The organism is Flavobacterium selenitireducens, assembly GCF_014748335.1.
GTDB lineage: Bacteria > Bacteroidota > Bacteroidia > Flavobacteriales > Flavobacteriaceae > Flavobacterium > Flavobacterium selenitireducens.
The window spans coordinates 527,321-546,280 of record NZ_JAAVIY010000002.1; the positions used below are offsets into that span (position 1 = coordinate 527,321).

Below are 18,960 nucleotides of genomic sequence, written 5' to 3' on the forward strand. Positions count from 1 at the left end.
CAGTTCTTATATTCAAATAGGCAGTTGGTTGATTTTGGAATGGCTATGTTGGTGGAAAGCAATAGGTTCGCCCTATAATCAAAACCGAAATCTGATGAAAATTAAAACAATGACCTTGCTAATTTTTGCTTTTACAATTTTTAGCTGCAGCGACGACGATGGAGAACGTCGGTCAGAACCGGTATCGGGAAGCAATCTAATCGCGATGCCAATTCCCGATGGAGGTAATCCGATCAACAGCCCGATCGAAATTACACAGCTCATGAAAATCAAAGACCCTTCAAAAGTTACGGTCGTAGTCAATCTCGACCACACGTTTTGCGGCGATTTGGTTGTGGAACTCGTAGCGCCCAACGGAACTGCGACCGCGCTTGTCAAGCGACTGGGAGTTGCATCATCCGGGGGATTCGGCAGCGCCGCCAATTTCAGCTCCGCCAATGCATTGTCGTTCAATTCAAAAAATGAGACGGGTATAGTGTTCGAAGGGCTTGTCACAAGCGACGTCATCGCAGCGGGAGACTACGCACCCACAGGTGGTGGCCAGGACGTTGTTCCTCAAATGGCGGTCGTCCAGCCGCTTGAACAGTTTCTCGCCAACAAAGACGTCAGCGGTCAATGGAAACTCCGCGTTCAGGATCACGGCAACGCCGATATCGGGACACTCGTAGGATGGAGGCTGGAGTTTGCCGCCGGTGCCTTAAAAGAATAATTGTTAGTTTTTTTGATCTCCTGCCGGATGCGATTTTCGTTTCCGGCTTTTTCATTTCCGGAAAATAAGTGTAATCGTCGTACCGCGTCCCTGTTCGGAGTTTACCGCAATGGCACAACCTATCGCCTTGCCCAGGTCGCGTATCAGGTGCATTCCCAACCCGGTCTTGATTCCCACGACTTCTTTTTCGTCGAAAAGTGCGCGGAATTGCTCTTGCGGCGCTCCGGGTCCGTTGTCGGCAATGGAAATGCAGATGTCTTCGTTTTGTACAAACGCGCGCCACTTTATCGTTCCGTTTTGCGTGTCTCCGAGCGCTTTTATAGAATTGGCGGTAAGGTTGCGCAAAATGGTTTTGAGGTAATCCGGATCGGTTTGAAGCGAAAGTTCGTTGTGTTCGAATTTGATGTCGATATCGGCGTGGTCGAAATACGCAACGACTTCCGAAAAAAGCTGGGACAATATAACGGTGCGCGGTTTGGGGCGGAAGTTTTCCATTTGGCCCTTCGTCCACAACAACATGTCTTCCATGGCTTCGAGCAGGTTTTCGGCAGACGCCATCGTCTTATTCTCCATGCGTTCCCGGCTTTGGTCGTCGAGTAATTCCGGACTTTCCCTTTGCAGCTTCAGGAAACTGATCAAATGGGCGACGGGCGCGCGCAAATCGTGGTTCAGGATGCTGAAGAAACGTGTTTTGACCCGGTCGGCTTCGTGCAACTCGGCATTCAGCGATTGGAGCTTGAGATTCGTTCGGCGTCGGCTGCGGCTCTGGTAGAACAGCAAACCTCCGATCGTGACCAATAAAACAATTCCGACGACCAAAAACAACTGTTCGCGTTCCCTGGCCGCAAGTGCGACTTTGTTGACCTGAAGTTGTTTGTCGCGCACTTCAATGGCGCGTTTGTCTTCGAGATTTTTGATGGTTTGTTTGTTCTCGGAATTGAAAACGGAGTCTTTGTAAGCAGCATATTTGCGATAGAGCAGCAACGCCTGGTCGTGTTCACCCTGCAATTCCCTTACTTTGGAGAGCGCTTCGTAAATATACGCCAGGTTTTTCTTGTCGTTCAGGTGGGATGCGTATCGCAGCGAAGTTCGGTATTGGGCGTCAGCTTCTCTCCACAATTTTTGTTTTTCCGACAAATTCTTGCCTTTGGCGTCGATCAGCAACAAGTCGCCTTTCGAAAGATAGTTGAATACCAAATTGCGCTCATTTCCAGTATTCAGGCTAATTTGGAGCGCCTTTTCATTTGCGTCATGCGCTTCGTTATATCGCCCGGTTTCCCGATAAGCGTCGGACAACGCGCTCAGGTTGATGCTCATGTTTTCAAGATCGCCCAATTCTTCATTGATCCTGATGGCCTCGATGTATTTTTGAACCGCTTTGTCGTGCTCTTTCAGGCTCATGAACGAATTTCCGAGATTTCCGAGATTGTTCGACAAATAGAGGCGGTTGCCCATGCGTTCGTTGATCTTGCGCGCCCGTTCGTAATAGGCAGCGGCTTTTCTATAGTCCTGGAGATCGTAATATACGACTCCGATATTGGACAAAATAGCCGCGACGCCTTTTTGGTCGCCAATCTTTTCCGCGAGTTGGAGCGCCTGCATGTCGTAATCGAGCGCTTTGTCGTATTCGGTCATGTAGGTGTAGACCAATCCGATGCTTCTAAGCAATTCGCTGCGGATTTTGTCCGTCGGTCGCAACGCAAGTCCTTTCCGATAAGCCGCAAGAGCGGAATCGTAATTCGAGTCAACCGACAGATTGATGCCGATGATGCGATAGGCCGCGGCCATTCCGTCGTTCCAGTTGAGACTTTTGGCAAGTCCGACGGCTTGACGGCCATATCGCTGACCCAAAACCGGATCGGAATAACTGTAGTTGTAGCCAAGCTGGGTAAGCAACGCCACTTTCGACGTATCCGCTTTTTTATGGCGCAACTGCGTCAGCAGCGAATCGATAAGCGCCTGTCCTTCCTTTTGTGCGGAAGCCAGGGACGAAACCAATAATAAAACAACAGTCAATAGGCGCATTTCGGCGTTTTTTGGTCGGGAATTTTTTTTAATCAGGCATAAGGTCGGAAAGGCTATCCTTGTAACTGCGGCCTAACGGAACGCTGAGGCCGCCGTGCAAAACGACTTCGTTTGGCAATATTTTTTCAACGAATTGCCGTTGCACCGCGAAACTGCGATGGATGCGCAAAAAGGAAGCAAATGTCGGCTCTTTGAGCAACGTACCCAAATTCGACAACACACAGTGTCTTTTGTGACGCGTCACGATTTTGGTATAATCCTTCAAAGCTTCGAGATACAAAATGTCGTGTAGTTTGACCTTGGTTTGCCCGTAACCTTCCTTGATGTAGATTACGTCGGCCCCAAGGCTCGATTCGAACAAACTTGCCTTTTCGCGCAATTCCATGTAATCGTGGATACGCTGAACCGTTTGTGCAAAGCGCTCCGACTTCAGTGGCTTTACGATAAAATCAAGCGTGTCCAGCGCAAAGGTTTCGATCGCGTGTTGCGGATGCGCCGAAATGAAGATGCAAACCGGGACATTTGCTGCGGCTTGGCGGAACTCGAGGCCGTTCATGCCCGGCATGTCGATGTCGAGGAAGAGCACGTCGAATGCTGTTGCGGAAAGTGCTGCCAACGCGTCAGATGCCGATGCGAAAACACCCGCAATCTCAAATTCAGGGAAGCGCTTCACATTTGACAGCAGACTGAGCCTGTCAAGTTCGTCGTCGTCAAGGATAAGGCATTTAAAGCTTTTCATGTTGCTCGTCTTGAGCCAAATATACGCTAAAATCCCAAGCACCTTTTTGTCTATTTAAAACGTCATTCGTCTATTTGTGATTTTTTCGTTTGGCGTTGACTGTTTTATTTGTGCTATCGGATAAGGCGGGTTCCAAAACTTCTTACCGGTATCAAAAAACGCATAGTGAATCTTAGGTTTGCCCGACGTTTCGGGTGGTTGTTAGAAGGTCGGTGGTGGTAGCCGGCCTTTTTTAGTCCATCCTTCATCCTTCATTATCAATTGTCCATGAATGCGTTAGGGATGCAAGCAGATATCCTTTTGCCTTGCCGTTTTCTACGTCGAAGTACTTTGGGTCGTGGCAAAAGATAGCAGCGGGTCAGCCCGGCAGCGGCAAACCGGAAATCAATTTTTGGCAGATGTCACGGCCGCTGCAACGCCCAAAAAAAACTTATCTTTGGAAGTATGAAGATCGATTCACAATTAGAGAAAATCTCGAGTTTCAAGCATCTTGAACTGCTCGCCAACCAAATTGTCGAAGGCTTTATTTCGGGCATGCACAAGAGCCCGTTTCATGGTTTTTCTGCCGAATTTGCCGAACACAAAACTTATAACGCCGGTGAAAGTACCAAGCATATCGACTGGAAATTGTTCGCAAAGTCAGATCGCCTGTATACCAAACGGTATGAGGAAGAGACGAATTTGCGTTGTCATTTGATAGTGGATAATTCAAGTTCGATGCATTACCCGAAGTTGACATCGGAGCCGTTTTTTCACAACAAGATTGGGTTTTCGGTATTGGCCTCGGCCGTGCTGATGAATTTGCTCAAAAAACAGCGCGATGCCGTTGGGCTCAGCGTTTTTTCGGATGCATACGAGTATTTCGCGCCCGAAAAGGGAAGCGATCGCCACCATAGGATGTTGCTCGACAAGCTGGAAGGTTTGCTCGAAAATCCGAAAGTGCCCAAAAAAACCGACACGGTGAAATTCCTGCACGAGATCGCGGAGAAAATGCATCGGCGTTCGATGATCATCTTGTTCACGGACATGTTCCAACCGGGAGATGAGGACAAGTTGTTCAGCGCATTGCAGCATCTTAAACACGACAAACACAAAGTGGTGCTTTTTCATGTGATTGACCAAAAAACAGAGTTGGCGTTCGATTTCGACAACGCGCCCCGAAAATTCATCGACCTGGAATCTGGGGACGAGATCAATATTTTTGCCGATAATGTCAAATCTGCATATGAAAAACAGGCGGAGGAATATTTCAAAAAAGTGGCGATGACGTGTGCCCAGAACCGAATCAAATATGTTCCGGTAAATGTAGGTGCCGACTTCGAAAAAATAATGACGACATACCTTGTTGAGAAACAAGCGTTTGGTTGAAAGGGTGAAAAAAAGTTTGATTTTTTTTACGGAAACGCTTGCAGAATTGAAAATGCATCCTATCTTTGCACTCGCAATTAAGCGGAAGGTTTGGTAGTTCAGTTGGTTAGAATGCCGCCCTGTCACGGCGGAGGTCGCGGGTTCGAGTCCCGTCCAGACCGCGAAAATTGGGAGAAGCACTTTGGAGACAAAGTGCTTTTTTGCCCAATTGAGGTTAGGAAATTTAACACTTTTCCTTTGTACCTTTAAAGCAGTTGTGTTGTTTCGACGCGAAAGCGTCAGGTTTAGTAGTTAGACCAATGAAAAGCTTTCCACTTTTGTGGATAGCTTTTTTGCTTTTATAAGGTTTTGGTTTTCTAGAACGTGTGCGCCCTTGGAAGGCACGGTTGGAACTTGCCGTTGATATGACCCAACAATTTCAATTTGCGTTTTGCGTTCCTCTTATCGGATAACGCCCGGATCAAACTACGCGTTTGGCGCTCTTTGCGTGCGGAAAAGGCTAGACGATGACGAATTTTTGGCAAAATTCGTTCGGGACAAGCAATGATGCCCCAAACTTCATGTTCCAATGGGTTAACTGCAAAAATCGTTGGACGCGATAATCATCTTGCACACGACGATCAATATCGGAATGGGATTGCCCATCGGATAATTTAATCTCGCTCGGAAACCGGGCGACAATAAATGTGTGTCCGTTCGAGAATTATTATTGTTACCAAGGCTTTCCGGAACTACAAATAAAGATGAAAAACTTGTGTCCAAACATTCACCGCCGGAAGTGTTTGTCAGCGCTCGTGCTTAACAATCGTTCCGACGCGTTTTCCGGCTCCGTTTTCTATGCGTCCGCCGGTAGCGATGTACAAATAATTGTAGTTTTTGTCGGTGAGCATGAGTTTGTAGCCACGCCGGTTGGATTCCGACAGGCTGCCGATGTGGTAAGCTGCACCACCATCGACATTGAAAAGATCGCCTTTATCGGTAATGTAATAAATGCCGTTCGCGTCCGATGCGAATTCTACGTCGAATGCGATATCGGCCCTGGAAATGCCGCGCGGTTTCGGCTCGCGTTTCACCAAAACCGGACGGTTTGCGTTTTGCCTTGACGATTGCGTTTCGCTTGCGCTAGACTGACCTTCGGCTGTATTCCAACCCGTCGCGATCGACCGCAACCTGTCCGACTTGGCCGGATGCGTATGGCTCGCGCGTTGGGAAGCGGCCACGGCCATCGCAGCTTGTGCCTCGTCGAGTGAAGCGCCCATTTTGTTGAGGACGAAACCCGAGAATTCGTCGGCTTCGAGTTCGGTGTCCGGACGGCTGCCTTTTTTGTCGAGCGTGTGGCCGTTGAGGTGATGGCCAATTTCGTGTGCGAGGATGCTTATGCCGGCCCAATACGTTCCCGAGGCAGTGTTGATGTCGTCCATAAATTCCGCATTGTACAAGATAAAGCGCTTTCCGTTGAGTACGACCGCCGCAGCATTCGGTACGTTGGCTTCACGGATCTCAAAATTCGGGCGCAAGCCGATTACCGATATGATGCCGTGGATTACCTTTTTGGCGTGTTCGCTTGCCGGATACATCTTGATTTCGTGCGACAAATCTTCGCCGTAATAGCTGCAAGGCTCGTAGTCGGCGATCGCAGGTTGCTGGCAGATGCCGGCCGTGATCGAAAAAAACGCAATCAACGTGAAGAGATTTCGTAAAAACGGCATCGGTCGAATCGGATTCATTTGAGATTCCAATAAAAACAGAAAAGATGGAATTTTAGTATTCCAAATTGTAAGGAATCTGAAAAACGAACAGCTGTTACGCGAAAAATCCATCGTAATTTACGAAAAACACATAGCAGAAAAGCCCGAGCAGCATCATGCAAAAAACAAATTTCATGAAGGTGGAGGCCAAAAATCCTATGAATGAGCCCGTCGCTGCTTTTAGTGCGCGCTTATGGTCCGATGAATTGTAAATAAGTTCGCCTACGAATGCTCCTACGAATGGCCCGATGATGAACCCACCCGGAATCGGGGCGAAAATACCGACGATCAATCCGATATTGGTGCCCCAGATACCATATTTACTTCCGCCAAAACGCTTCGTACCCTGGCTCGGGATGACGTAATCGAGAATGGAAATGACGATCGTGACGACGAGTGTCGCGCCTAAAATCCAGTAGTTCATCTCTACCGGTTTTGTGAGATAGAGCAATAACAAGCCGATCCAACTTAACGGAGGCCCTGGTAAAACAGGTAAGAAACTTCCCGCTATTCCGGCAATGACGAGCAAGAATCCTATAATGAGCAACAACAAGTCCATAGAAGCTATTTTTTACTATTTTTGGGAACGATTCCTTAAAGATACGCCGTAATTTGAGCCGCTTACACATCTTTAGCCAAAAATTGGCGCTTGTTTTGACCTTGTCGATTGCGGCCGCCTCCTGCCAATATTTCGACAGGCAGGTTCCGTCAAAGGATGAATTGCTCGAAAAGGAACTCAAATCGATCAATTGGCAGGAAGTAGACGAGTTCCCGTCGGTCGAGGCCTGCGATTCGGTATCCGACAAAGTACTCAGACGCCAGTGTTTCCTGGATTTTCTTGTCGCGAACATCCAACAAAGGCTGCACGCCGAACCATTGAAAGTGCTGTATCCGAACCTGGATACGATCGAAATGAAAGTCACGATTTTCCCCGATGCACACGTCGAATTCGAGCCAAAGCTGACCGACAGCCTGATTTACGGAAAGGCTACCGTAGACAGCATACTCAAGGCGCGCCTGTCGGACTTTCCGTCGATAAAGCCTGCATTGAAACGCGACATTCCCGTCAAGACGCAGTTTGTTTTGCCCGTTGTCCTCGAAGTCAAGTGAGGCAGATTTCCTAGATTTCCAATCTATTTTTTGAAAACGCGTCCTTTCCAGCGATAGCGGCCTATTATCGCCCAAATCGCCACGACCGATACAAAAAACGGATAGCACAAAGAGGCGAACACCGGAAACACGATTCTGGAATTCCTGAAAAATCCGTTTGTTTTTGAAAGCATGATCCAGTCAGGAATCAGTTTTAGGATGAAAAGAACGAGCGGCAATCGCCAGTCAAAGAAATCGGTTGTGGTGCAAATTGCCGAGATCACCAAGAAAAGATTTGCCAAAAACGTCACAAGTGCGAGATTTTCGGCCAAAAGGTGGTCGTATCCGACGGCTTTCGAAGCCCATCTGACGCGCTGGTTGAACAATTCTCCCCACGTCTTTGCAGGTTGCGTCTTTACGATGGCATCCGCCGATTTCAGGTAAGCGACTTTTTCAGGAAAGCGACGCACCGCTTTTTGCAACAGCATCACGTCATCTCCGCTAGCGAAATCGTCGACGCCGCGAAATCCGCCAATCTCGTTGAAAAAACTTCGGGCGTAAGCAAAATTCGCCCCGTTGCACATAAACGGTTTTCCCAATCCGAAACTGCCAATGGTCACGCCTTGCAAACTCAGGAAATCCAGTCGTTGAAAGTGGTCGAGAAAGTTATTCTTTCCGCCGTAAATCACAGGCCCGGCAACCATTTCGGCATTTCGGCTTCTGATAAACGCATCAAACGTCGCAAGCCATCGTCCAGGCAATTCGCAGTCGGCATCGGTCGTGATTACGAAATCGCCTTTCGCGATCGGGATAGCGCGTGAAATCGCATCTTTTTTAGGCGAGCCGGACAATCGGATGTTGTCGATCATCGTCGTGGCGAAACTCCCGTTGGCCATGCGCCATTTGTTGATAAGGTTTTCTGAGAAATCTTCCGATGCATCGTTGATGAAAATCAGCTCGAACGATTCTTTCGGATACTCGAGACGCGTTATCGATTCGAGCAAAGCGGGCAGGTTTTTTTCCTCGGTGCGAAACGGGATCACGATCGAAAAAGTCGTCTTCGGGTCTTGTTTATCGGAATTGAAACGTTCGACACGCGCAAAACCGGAAGCCAACCAAAGGACAAATCCGCTGTAGATGAAGACGTAAACGGCAAAAAGAACTGCTATTGCGACCATTTCGATTTGAATTTCAACACATAAAAACTACCGATTCCCACAGGCAAAACTACATTTAAAAACCACATGAGCGTCGAGATGAAAACCGTGATCCACTCATTCACGCCGAGCAACCTGAAAAAATAAACAGCGACGCCACCTTTTACGGCAAAGTCGAGAAACTGGAACGTCGGTAGAGCGGAAGCCAGGAAATAAGTTGCGGTTATGGCCGACATCAGGATAGGATAGGGCAGGTCGACGTCGAATAATCGGAACAGCACGAAATATTGATGGGAAAAAACGAGGTAGCGGCAGATGGCCAAAGCGACATTTTTTCGATGGATTTTTCTAGGTAAGACATTTATTTTCCGGACGAGTTTTTCGACTGAAAATCCTCGTATGGCAAACTTTCGGAAGAAGAACAAAGCCATGAGCAGCAAACTCACAAAACCAAATAGGAGCAATACCGATCTTCCCGTGATCACCTCGAAGTAAACGTTGAAATACAACAATCCGAAAACACCGAAAATCACGCTAAGCAACATTTGGATGCCGTTGCAGATGAGGTTCAGGAATACGATTTTTTTGGCGAGCGGTTTTTCGAAATACAAAGCTTTTGCGCCGTATTCACCGATTCCGTTTGGCGTGAAAAGCCCTGCGGTAAGTGCAGCGAGTACTTGTTTTGTAGATTCCGATAGTGAAATTGGCCTGATATCGGACACGAGGTTTTGCCATTTTAAGATCTCCAGAAAACGGTTTGCGAACGATAACGACAGCACCAAAGCAATCGAGGGCGACGTCCAATTCCCGAATTTTTCCATGAATTGTTGCCAGTCGAGTTTGTCGTTGTTGGCCAACGAATTCCAGATGTAATAAAATGCGCCGGCCAAGACCAAAACTTTGGCAAGGGCAATCCAATATTGTTTAGCTTTGCGTGCAGAGGCAATCATGCCGCAAAGAAACGAAAATTGGCCAACGAACGCATTATATTGGGAATCGATCCCGGAACGACGATCATGGGTTTCGGCCTTATTAAAGTGGTTGGAAAACAGATGAGCTTCTTGCAACTCAACGAGCTCATTTTGTCGAAATATGACGATCATTACTCGAAATTGAAAGTGATTTTCGAACGCACGATAGAACTTATCGAGACACATCATCCCGACGAAATCGCGATCGAGGCGCCGTTTTTCGGCAAGAACGTCCAGTCGATGCTCAAATTGGGACGTGCGCAAGGCGTAGCGATGGCCGCCGGATTGTCGCGTCAAATCCCGATTACCGAATACGAACCCAAAAAAATCAAGATGGCCATAACCGGGAACGGGAACGCCAGCAAGGAACAAGTCGCCAAAATGCTGCAACAGCTTTTAAATTTGAAGGAATTGCCTAAAAATCTGGATTCGACGGATGGTTTGGCCGCCGCGGTTTGCCATTTTTTCAATTCGGGTAAAGTCGTCGCAGGGAAAAGTTATTCGGGTTGGGATGCGTTTGTGAAGCAGAACGAAGGTCGAATTTTGTAATTAGCGAATTAGCGAATTAGCGAATTACCGAATTAGCGAATTTGTGGCTTATGGATAAAAAATTACCCGATCATGAATAAAAAAATGTTTTCAGCATCGACAGTTACATTTGCTAATTCGCTAATTGCTTCATTCGCTAATTAATATGTCCGGCCTCTACCTCCACATCCCATTCTGCAAGCAAGCCTGCCATTATTGCGACTTTCATTTCTCGACGAATTTCAAAAAGAAAGACGAGATGGTTGCGGCGTTGGCCAAGGAATTGGTTTTGAGAAAAGACGAACTTGTGGGCGAAAAGGTGGAGACGATATACTTTGGAGGTGGCACGCCTAGTGTCTTGTCGGCGGAGGAAATCAATTCGCTGATCGATTCGGTTTACGCGAATTACGATGTTTCGGAAGATCCTGAAATCACACTTGAAGCCAATCCGGACGACCTTTCCAGCGAGAAGATATCCGAATTGTCAGCATCGGGAATCAATCGGCTCAGCATCGGCATCCAATCGTTTTACGACGCCGACCTTGCGATGATGAACCGCGCCCACGATTCCGCGGAAGCGAAGAAATCCCTGGCCGATGCCCGAAAATATTTTGACAACATCACGATCGACCTCATTTATGGCATTCCGGGAATGAGCGACGACAAATGGAAATCCAATATCGATTTGGCGCTTTCATACGATGTTCCGCACATTTCCGCTTATGCGCTCACGGTTGAGCCAAAAACCGCTCTCAGAAAGATGATTGCTGAAGGAAAAGTCGGCGTTCCAAAAGATGACGTAGCCGAAAGCCATTTTAGGATACTCACGGAAATCCTTGGCCGGAGCGGATTCGTGCATTACGAATTGTCGAATTTCGGAAAGCCGGAATATTTTTCCAGGAACAATTCGGCGTATTGGCTGGGTAAGCATTATTTGGGAATCGGGCCGTCCGCTCACAGTTTCGACGGCAAATCGCGTAGCTGGAACGTGGCCAATAACGCGTTGTACATCAAACAAATCAACTCGGGCGAGCTTCCGTCCGAAGTGGAATCGCTCACAAAAGACGATCGCTACAACGAATATGTGATGACGGGATTGCGCACGATCTGGGGCGTTTCGCTTTCGAAGATCGAATCGGACTTCGGCTCAAAATACGTTGACCATTTGCTCGGGCAAGCTCAGAAATTTTTCGACACGGGCTTGCTGGAAATTTCCGAAAACACCCTGAAAGCCACGCAAAAAGGCAAATTCCTGACTGATGGTATCGCGAGCGATTTGTTTGTGGCCTAATTGAGGCTCATGATTTCTGCAGGAATTTTTTTGAGGAACAAGTCCAGATATTGAGGCGCTTTGAACGTCCAGTGAAGGGTGAAATTTTCGTTGTTGCAAATCATTTCGCACTGGCCGAGGAATTTTTTTCCGGTTACGACGATTTTGCCTAAGTGATGCTCCTGATGGCGCGGTATGGTAATGGTCTTTTTCATTTTCAGTTCAAATCCTGTGGTTGCAAAGAGACCGCTTTTTCCGCTGAGAAGTTTTATAGGATTTTACTTAATGTTTTTACCGATGCCACGCGCCTCGAGTCCTATGAAAAGCAGTGTTTTTTACGATTGCGCTGGAAACCAGATGTTAACATTCGGATGCAAGGCGTTTTCGAATCTTGGATCGATTGTAATATCTTTGGGAAAACCGAAAGACGCATCAAATGATCGCAACTATCAGCCACGGCGGCGCGAATTTTAAAGTCGATTTGTCAAACCCGATCGACATTTCGATACCGCTTTCCGCTTCCGACCTCAATCCGATCGCCTGGTATATCGACAAACCCGTGATAGAGCCGGTTCGTTTTGGAGAATGGGTGGGAAAGGTTTCCGAAGGCAAGTCGTCAACGAACTTCAACAATATTTTTTTTAATCCTCACGGCCACGGCACGCATACAGAAGGCCTGGGGCACATCACGCACGATTTCTACAGCATCAATCAATCCCTGAAGACGTTTTTCTTTACCGCGGAATTGGTCTCGGTCGAACCGCGAGCGCAAGGAAACGATTTTGTCATTGGGAAATCCCAAATTGAAACGGCGTTGAATGGGAAAATACCGGAGGCGATCATCATCAGGACGCTTCCGAATGAACCAGCGAAGCTATCGCGCAAGTATTCGGAAACGAATTGGCCGTATCTTTTGGAAGAAGCCGCTCTGTTCCTCAAAGAAATCGGCGTACGACATTTGCTCATCGATTTGCCGAGCGTCGACAAGGAGCACGACGAAGGAAAATTGCTCGCGCATAAGGCATTTTGGAATGTTTCGGACGTCAAACACCTGAACGTCGATGCGCGATTGGATGCGACGATAACCGAAATGGTTTACGTTCCCGACACCGTAACCGACGGTACTTACCTGCTGAACCTTCAAATTGCTCCGTTCGAAAACGATGCGAGCCCGTCTAAGCCCGTTTTGTATGCGATGGAGCCTTAGGTTTAAGAGAAATCGTGCACATCGGCTCTTTAAGTAATCCCAAATTCCGTTAAACGTGAACATCCAACAATTTTACGATTTCTGCCTGGCCAAAAAAGGAGTTGAAGAAACCTTTCCTTTCGACGAAGATACGCTCGTGTTCAAAGTGGGCGGTAAAATGTTTGCCCTGACCTCACTGCGTGATTGGGAAAACGGAAGTCCCGCCGTCAATTTAAAGTGCGATCCGCAGCGATCGGAGGCGCTCCGGTTGGAACATGAGGACATTAATCCCGGTTACCACATGAGCAAAATCCACTGGAATACGGTTAGGATCAATGGCGACGTGCCCAGCGCACTCCTAAAAGATTTGATCAATCACTCCTACGACTTGGTTCTCAAAAGCCTGGCTAAAAAAATGCAAAAGGAAATTTCAGAGTCGGTCGATTAAACTATTTTTGCAGCGCACACCTGAGACGTAACGATTTTTAGGTGGCTAAAAAATCCGATCCAAAAATGAAAGAGCAGATAAAAAGTTTCCTCAACGAAGAACAAGACCCGAAAGCTGTTGAAAAGATCACGACCAAACTCCAGGATTTGCTCATGAGAAATGAGGAGGTCGGATACATTGGCGTGCAGAAAAAGCCGGTGACCGTGTTTCCGGACAGCATCGTGTTGACCAACAAGCGCATCATCATGTGCAAGCCGAAAAACCTCGGTCTTTCGATGGATTTTACGGATTACGCCTGGGACGACATTGCCGGAACGTTCGTGAAGGAGAATATTTTGGGTTCGGAATTCTCATTTTCTACCAAAACCGATATCCAGGTTTCAATCGATTATATTCCGAAAGCACAAGCGCGCAAAATCTACACTTTCGCCAAAGAACAGCTGGAGTTGTTGAAAGAAGGCGCGGCGCCACAACCGAGTCCTGCGGCATTCGTACAATCGGAAACCATCCAAGCCGAACCAATTGATGCCGAAATCGTCGAGGAACCTGAAGTGGAGGAAATCGAGACCGAAGAAGTCACGAATTTTGCCGAACTGATCCCGATCCAGCCGCAGCTTGGCAGCGAAATGCCAAAGCAGGAGGAAACGCCATCTGTGGTAAAATCTGCCGAGAAACCGCTTGGCGAGCTTTCCAAAGATGAATTGTTCGAGAAGTTGCAAAACTACAAGCGATTACTCGACAACGGCCTGATCCTGCAAGGGGAATACGATAATTTGAAGAAGGAAATTTTACCGTTCTTGTAACTTGAATTCCAAATCCGAATCAGAATACCAAATCTGAAATCTTACAGCGAATCAGCAATCAAAACGTCCCGACGACGCCGATCGTCTGACGCGAGAAATTCAAGTTCCACGATATTTTTTTCTTGGCCAGATAAGAGTCGTAATTGCGTTCGCGGTTGAGGTATTTGTCGATGCATTCGACAGTCACGACGCTGATGATGACACCGGCGGCGATATCGGACGACCAGTGGGCGTTTTCCCACATTCGCGAGACCGGCGTTACCATGCCGAGCGCCCAAAGTCCGCCTTTTACCCACGGGCTCTTGAATTGTTTTGAAATCGCGTAGGCTGTCGTAAACGAAAGGATCGTATGGCCAGACGGAAACGAGTGCATGCCGGGCTCTTTCGAAAACGGCTCGAACGAAGCCGGGCCCTTCCCAGTTCCCGGACGCGCTCTTCCTGTTGCATTTTTGAGAACCGTTTGCAATACGCCTCCGGCCGTCGCGGAAGTGATGAGCAAAACCCCCGTTTTTCGTACTTTCTGGTTGCGCGTCAACAAGCCGAACGCGTAAATTCCGCCTGTGATGCCGTAATTGTAAAGCGGTTTCCCGAAATAAAACGCGCCGTCTTTCAAAATTCCCGGTGCGTTACTGCCTTGGTCGAGAAAATATTCGTTGAGCGGTTCGTCTCCGAGCCACATCATCGCTGTCGTCGCCGTCAGGCATCCGGCGGTGAGCCAATCGTCTTTTTTCCAGTGTGCGGGGCGTGAATAAACGTGGAGTACGCCTTTGTAGACGCTTGTGCCGTCGTATTTTAAGTCTTCCCAAAGTGAGGTTTGAGCGGGGATGCTGTCTGTTTCTACAATAAAGGCTTCCTGTCCAGCGCTTTGGACATAAGACAACAAAGCCAGGAATACGAGGCAAGCGAGGCGATTCATGAATGTTTGTTTGTCACTAAAAATAAAAAATTTCTTAAAGCCAAAGTTGCCTTCAGCCCTAAGAAATCTTTTTATTTCCCAAACGCGTTTAGAGCGTCTGTTTCTGTTTTTCTATAAACCGTTCCGACTGCGCTTCCATCAACGTTTTCACGCCCATGCGCTGCTTGTTGAAAATCTCGCGGTCGTCTGCGATATCAGCGTAGACCTTGTCGTTCATGCCGTTCGTGGTGCGCAATAAAAGCCCGCGTTGGTGAACGTCCTGCAGAATCGTCGTTTGCAATGCGGTTTCCATATCCTGCAATTTAAAGTCATATTCGCCTTTTGGAGAAAGCAATTTTGCGATGATCGGAGACGTTTCGATGGCGAGAAACAACAACATGATAAAGAACGAAGGCAGCCACGGCAATGAATTCAATGCGTTGATGCGGGCCATCAATCCATCAAAACCGTCGATGACAGGCTGGGTTTCGGACACCTTTTTGTCAAGATCGGCCTGAAGGGTTTTGTTTTTGGCTTCGAGATCGGCGATTTTGGCATCGTTTGTCTTTTTTAAGGCCTCAAATTCGGATCGCGCCAAATCGTGCTTGGCGATCTTCTCCTTGAAAACCGGGCCTTTGCCAAGTTTCATCGTTCCTTTGGTACCTTCCGCCTCGGCGATATAGGTCGCGTATAAAGCGTTTACCTCTTTTTCTTTTCTTACGGTTTCCGATTTCAGGCTGTCGACCTGCGATTTGTTCTTGTCGAGATCAGACTGGAAATAATTGGCGACTTCTTTTTTATTGGCGAGCGCCATCGCATTTTTTTCCTTGAGCAATACGGTGTTGATTTCTTTTTCGAAAATCTTGATCTCCAGCGGCTTCGAAATTACGATCGCGATGATGATCGCGAGGGCAATTCGAGGTGTCGCCTGGATGAATTCTGCCGAAAAACTGTCGCGTTTGCGTATCGTGGAAACGATGAAACGGTCGAGGTTGAAAATCAGCAATCCCCAGACGAATCCGAAAAAGACGGCTGCCCAAAGATTGTCAAAAACCGTAAAGAGCGCATAAGAACCCGCGATGAAAGCCATCACGGCAGTGAAGAAAACCGTCGCGCCAATGCCGACGAACTTGGTTTGTTCCCCTTCGGAACAAGTTTCGAGGAGCTTTTTATCGGCTCCCGAGCAGGTGATGAAAAAGTCTTTTAACATGTCGATTTTTTTTAATCCGCTACGCTCCGTACAATTCGGCTGCGCCTCGGGTGATAGATGATTCGCTAACAAATGTAACGCCAAAAAATTTAAGATGTTGCGCTTTCAACCGATTGGCCTCGGTGACGTACGCCGGTTAGACGATGAAAATGAAGTCGATGCGTCTAAAATAGCAACCAATGCAAAAAAAATCCACCGATAGGGCGGATTTCTAAGTTTCGATTTTATTTGCCGTTGACCTCGATAGGTAAGTGAAACTCACTTTTGACGGGCTTCCCGGCTTCCGTCGCGGGTTTCCAGTTTGGCGATTCTTGCATCGCACGCACTGCTTCGCGTCCAAGGATGTCTGTAGATGCTTTTACGATTTCGACGTTGGCGATTTTTCCGTCGGCTTCGACCATGAACTTGACCACTAATCGTTCCTTTCCTTTGAAATCGGCCGGAGTCTTGAATTCGCTGTTGAAGAATTCGTAGAATTTGGCCATGCCGCCCGGAAAACCAGCTGGCTCGTTAGTTGTCGACAGGATAGCGTCGACCTTTTCCCACTCTTTTTCGTCGGCGTCTTTCTTTTGGGTTGGCGCAAGCACGGATTTTCCGGTTTCTTCAAAATGCCATTCCAGTATTTGCGGATAGGGCGCGCCCTGGATTTTCGAAAACCCGTTCGCGGTGTAAAGATTTACCTGATAAGGTTGCGGAAACTTCTTTGAGCGCGCATTCTTGTGTACTTTGCTGACGTGCTGGGAGACGAAATCGGAAGCCTTTCTATTCTTCAAATCATCGTTGGCAACGTGTTTCCCATCTATCCACACGGCGTATTGTGAAGTATTCCGATAGGTTTCGATTTGTTTCTGCTGGATTTTGGCGCGCGCGACTTTTGGCGGCGGAGGCGGTAAATTCCAGACTTGGCTTTCAGTGAGTTCACTAAAGCGCTTGGTTTCTTTGGTTCCGTCGGCTTTCGTGATATGGAAAATCGTTTTGGAATAGTGGGATGCTACCGAGCTTATGTCTCGCGGCGGAGGCGGAGGCGGCGGCAAAGTTTGTGCGATGCCCTCGAATCCGAAGAAAGAGAACAATACGGCAAAAGTAAGCGTCGCGCCCAGTGTTTGCGCCACTTTCCTGATTGGGGAAATGGTTTTGGTCATCATGATCATTCGTTTTTTTGTGACTGAAAAATTGAAACTGCTGGCCAAGGCGAATTGGCTCGTGATATGCGCCTTTGACAACAAAAGTTCTTGGTACGGAATGCTGTCGTGATTGGAAACGACGGCTTGGTCGGCGAGAAATTCGTGGTTGAGCCGTATGGCTTTTTTGTAAAGGCCGATTGTGGGATTGAACCATAAAATGATTTTTAGGATTTCGACGAGCAAAATGTCCAAGGAATGTTTTTGGCGCGCGTGGGCGAGTTCATGTGTGAAAAGTTCGGCTTCGATAGTGCGCTTTTCGAATTCGTCGGCGTTTACGAAAATATAGTTAAGGAACGTGTGCGGAAGCGTTTCGTCGTCGAGTAAAACATAGGTTACGCCGTCGCCATTTTCGGTGCGATTTTTTAGGATCTGACCAGCGATTCGGGCGAGATTCCGAATGAATTTCACGAGAAACAGCGAGAGCCCGAAACCGTAAATCGTCCAAAGCGAAAGTTGCAGGTAATCGATGGAATTTTCCAAAACCACAATTTCAGTCGGCTCGATCGACATCGAAACCAGCAAAGACGGACGCGTTACCTGGACGACGTTTTCGTTCTCAACCGGAATCGTCACGAACGGCATCGCAACCGAAAAAGCCAGCGCGAATAGAAGGTAAAAGCGGTTGAATCGGTGCATTTTGGAGCTCTCGAGCACTAATTTGTAGATCGCAAAAAGCACAATCTGGCACGTTATCGATGTGATCAGGAAATTCATCATGGCTGTTTCTTTTTGATTTGTTCGTCGATGATGCTGCGGAGTTCCTTGAGATCCGATTCGGAAAGATTGGTTTCGGTTGTGAAAAAAGAAGCGAACTGGGAGGCCGAGTTGCCAAAAAAGTTTTTGATCAGGCCGTTTACGTGTCTTGAGAAATAGTCGTTTTTCTTGACTTTCGGAAAATACTGTCGCGAATTCCCGATTTCCTCGTATCCGACGAATTTCTTGTCGGACATTCTTTTGAGTAATGTCGCGACCGTTGTTGGTGCGGGTTTCGGATCGGGATAGGCGTCGAGCAATTCCTTCATGAACGCTTTTTTCAGTTTCCATAAATGCTGCATCAGTTGTTCCTCGGCGTTGGTCAAAGTCATAATTGTTTGTTTTTAGTTGATTTCTTTTTCGCCTACGAGCTCGCCCCGATAATAAGTATCGACATAAATTGGATTCCCGAAGATGTCGTATGTGATCCAGTCGCCCACATAATACCAATGGAGGTCGTTGCCTTCTCGCACGAATTTGGCGTTTCCGGCGCGTTCGAGTTTTTCGGTCGATCCGAAGAATTCGACGTAGCAATCCTCACCTTTGTACTTCTCTTTTTTGGTGAGCTTGCCGTTGGTTTTGTACTTCCACTTGCCCACGGGCAGCCCGTTTTTGTAGCGACCTTTGCTTTGATAGGTAACGCCGTTCAACGTATCGGTTTGCTTCCAGTAACCTTGTTTGAGACCGCCTACCGTTCGGTTGGAGCAGGAAATCAAGACGAAGGCCGAGCTAATGACGAGAAATCGTTTCATTCTACAAATATAGATAAGTTTCTACAATTGTAGAGTGTAAGTTGTGGTTTTGGATTTGTTTTGGAAACGGGTGCGTTAGGGATGCGAGTGGAAATCCTTTTAGGTTCGGGGCGGCTGCGCCGCCC

Annotated in this window: 20 protein-coding genes and 1 tRNA gene; 9 read left to right on the forward strand and 12 right to left on the reverse strand. The window is 47.7% G+C overall.

Features of this window, described 5'->3' with window-relative positions; genetic code table 11:
- The first annotated feature begins 94 nt into the window (after positions 1 to 94).
- Positions 95 to 709, forward strand: coding sequence for a proprotein convertase P-domain-containing protein (locus tag HC229_RS05795; protein ID WP_191019546.1), 615 nt, complete (start codon positions 95 to 97; stop codon positions 707 to 709).
- Positions 710 to 760: 51 nt separating this feature from the next.
- Here HC229_RS05795 and HC229_RS05800 read toward each other — a convergent pair whose 3' ends face one another.
- Positions 761 to 2,734, reverse strand: a complete 1,974-nt coding sequence (locus tag HC229_RS05800; RefSeq protein WP_191019511.1) for a tetratricopeptide repeat-containing sensor histidine kinase — start codon at positions 2,732 to 2,734, stop codon at positions 761 to 763.
- Positions 2,735 to 2,762: 28 nt separating this feature from the next.
- Complete coding sequence (locus HC229_RS05805; RefSeq protein ID WP_191019512.1) at positions 2,763 to 3,473, reverse strand: LytR/AlgR family response regulator transcription factor; 711 nt, start codon at positions 3,471 to 3,473, stop codon at positions 2,763 to 2,765.
- A gap of 444 nt (positions 3,474 to 3,917) precedes the next feature.
- Between HC229_RS05805 and HC229_RS05810 the strand changes: the two genes are divergently transcribed.
- Positions 3,918 to 4,841 (forward strand): DUF58 domain-containing protein, encoded by a 924-nt coding sequence (locus tag HC229_RS05810; RefSeq protein WP_191019513.1) that lies wholly within the window; start codon positions 3,918 to 3,920, stop codon positions 4,839 to 4,841.
- 87 nt (positions 4,842 to 4,928) lie between these two features.
- Positions 4,929 to 5,002 (forward strand) — tRNA-Asp (locus HC229_RS05815).
- A 624-nt stretch (positions 5,003 to 5,626) separates the two neighbouring features.
- Here the strand turns inward: HC229_RS05815 and HC229_RS05820 are convergent.
- Together HC229_RS05820 and HC229_RS05825 are read right to left on the reverse strand one after the other, a co-directional pair.
- A complete protein-coding gene (locus tag HC229_RS05820; RefSeq protein ID WP_191019514.1) occupies positions 5,627 to 6,568 on the reverse strand; it encodes a M48 family metalloprotease in 942 nt (313 codons plus the stop codon).
- Between the two features lie 76 nt (positions 6,569 to 6,644).
- On the reverse strand, positions 6,645 to 7,148 hold the full coding sequence (locus HC229_RS05825) for a DUF456 domain-containing protein (protein WP_191019515.1): 504 nt from the start codon (positions 7,146 to 7,148) through the stop codon (positions 6,645 to 6,647).
- 83 nt (positions 7,149 to 7,231) lie between these two features.
- Between HC229_RS05825 and HC229_RS05830 the strand changes: the two genes are divergently transcribed.
- Complete coding sequence (locus tag HC229_RS05830) at positions 7,232 to 7,699, forward strand: hypothetical protein (protein WP_191019516.1); 468 nt, start codon at positions 7,232 to 7,234, stop codon at positions 7,697 to 7,699.
- Positions 7,700 to 7,722: 23 nt separating this feature from the next.
- Here the strand turns inward: HC229_RS05830 and HC229_RS05835 are convergent, their stop codons facing one another.
- Both HC229_RS05835 and HC229_RS05840 read right to left on the reverse strand, forming a co-directional pair.
- Positions 7,723 to 8,856 (reverse strand): glycosyltransferase family 2 protein, encoded by a 1,134-nt coding sequence (locus tag HC229_RS05835; RefSeq protein ID WP_191019517.1) that lies wholly within the window; start codon positions 8,854 to 8,856, stop codon positions 7,723 to 7,725.
- Complete coding sequence (locus tag HC229_RS05840; protein ID WP_191019518.1) at positions 8,844 to 9,785, reverse strand: lysylphosphatidylglycerol synthase domain-containing protein; 942 nt, start codon at positions 9,783 to 9,785, stop codon at positions 8,844 to 8,846. The genes HC229_RS05835 and HC229_RS05840 overlap by 13 nt, the downstream gene beginning before the upstream one ends.
- An 18-nt stretch (positions 9,786 to 9,803) precedes the next feature.
- Between HC229_RS05840 and ruvC the strand changes: the two genes are divergently transcribed.
- Entirely contained in the window at positions 9,804 to 10,355 is a 552-nt protein-coding gene (gene ruvC / locus HC229_RS05845) for a crossover junction endodeoxyribonuclease RuvC (protein ID WP_191019519.1), read from the forward strand.
- Positions 10,356 to 10,500: 145 nt separating this feature from the next.
- Positions 10,501 to 11,625 carry a radical SAM family heme chaperone HemW gene (gene hemW / locus HC229_RS05850; protein ID WP_191019520.1) on the forward strand — a complete coding sequence of 375 codons (1,125 nt, stop codon included), beginning with the start codon at positions 10,501 to 10,503 and terminating at the stop codon, positions 11,623 to 11,625.
- Here hemW and HC229_RS05855 read toward each other — a convergent pair.
- Positions 11,622 to 11,819, reverse strand: a complete 198-nt coding sequence (locus tag HC229_RS05855; protein WP_191019521.1) for a hypothetical protein — start codon at positions 11,817 to 11,819, stop codon at positions 11,622 to 11,624. The two genes, hemW and HC229_RS05855, sit on opposite strands and share 4 nt — an antisense overlap.
- 221 nt (positions 11,820 to 12,040) lie before the next feature.
- Between HC229_RS05855 and HC229_RS05860 the strand changes: the two genes are divergently transcribed.
- From HC229_RS05860 to HC229_RS05870, 3 genes are all read left to right on the forward strand, one after another.
- On the forward strand, positions 12,041 to 12,811 hold the full coding sequence (locus HC229_RS05860) for a cyclase family protein (RefSeq protein ID WP_191019522.1): 771 nt from the start codon (positions 12,041 to 12,043) through the stop codon (positions 12,809 to 12,811).
- A 55-nt stretch (positions 12,812 to 12,866) separates the two neighbouring features.
- Positions 12,867 to 13,238: an MmcQ/YjbR family DNA-binding protein gene (locus HC229_RS05865; protein ID WP_191019523.1), complete on the forward strand. Its 372-nt coding sequence runs from the start codon at positions 12,867 to 12,869 to the stop codon at positions 13,236 to 13,238.
- Positions 13,239 to 13,303: 65 nt separating this feature from the next.
- Complete coding sequence (locus HC229_RS05870) at positions 13,304 to 14,041, forward strand: PH domain-containing protein (RefSeq protein WP_191019524.1); 738 nt, start codon at positions 13,304 to 13,306, stop codon at positions 14,039 to 14,041.
- A gap of 58 nt (positions 14,042 to 14,099) precedes the next feature.
- On the opposite strand, the gene HC229_RS05875 is transcribed toward HC229_RS05870, so the two are convergent.
- The 5 genes from HC229_RS05875 to HC229_RS05895 all read right to left on the reverse strand — a co-directional run bounded on the left by HC229_RS05875 (position 14,100) and on the right by HC229_RS05895 (position 18,835).
- Positions 14,100 to 14,957, reverse strand: a complete 858-nt coding sequence (locus tag HC229_RS05875; protein WP_191019525.1) for a phosphatase PAP2 family protein — start codon at positions 14,955 to 14,957, stop codon at positions 14,100 to 14,102.
- A gap of 88 nt (positions 14,958 to 15,045) precedes the next feature.
- Positions 15,046 to 16,146 (reverse strand): DUF4407 domain-containing protein, encoded by a 1,101-nt coding sequence (locus HC229_RS05880; protein WP_191019526.1) that lies wholly within the window; start codon positions 16,144 to 16,146, stop codon positions 15,046 to 15,048.
- Positions 16,147 to 16,370: 224 nt separating this feature from the next.
- The gene (locus tag HC229_RS05885) at positions 16,371 to 18,047 is read right to left on the reverse strand and encodes a M56 family metallopeptidase (RefSeq protein WP_191019527.1); all 1,677 of its coding nucleotides are present in this window, start codon (positions 18,045 to 18,047) and stop codon (positions 16,371 to 16,373) included.
- Complete coding sequence (locus HC229_RS05890) at positions 18,044 to 18,415, reverse strand: BlaI/MecI/CopY family transcriptional regulator (RefSeq protein ID WP_191019528.1); 372 nt, start codon at positions 18,413 to 18,415, stop codon at positions 18,044 to 18,046. Before HC229_RS05890 ends, HC229_RS05885 begins: the two co-directional genes overlap by 4 nt.
- A gap of 12 nt (positions 18,416 to 18,427) precedes the next feature.
- Complete coding sequence (locus HC229_RS05895; protein ID WP_191019529.1) at positions 18,428 to 18,835, reverse strand: hypothetical protein; 408 nt, start codon at positions 18,833 to 18,835, stop codon at positions 18,428 to 18,430.
- Between the last annotated feature and the right edge of the window lie 125 nt (positions 18,836 to 18,960).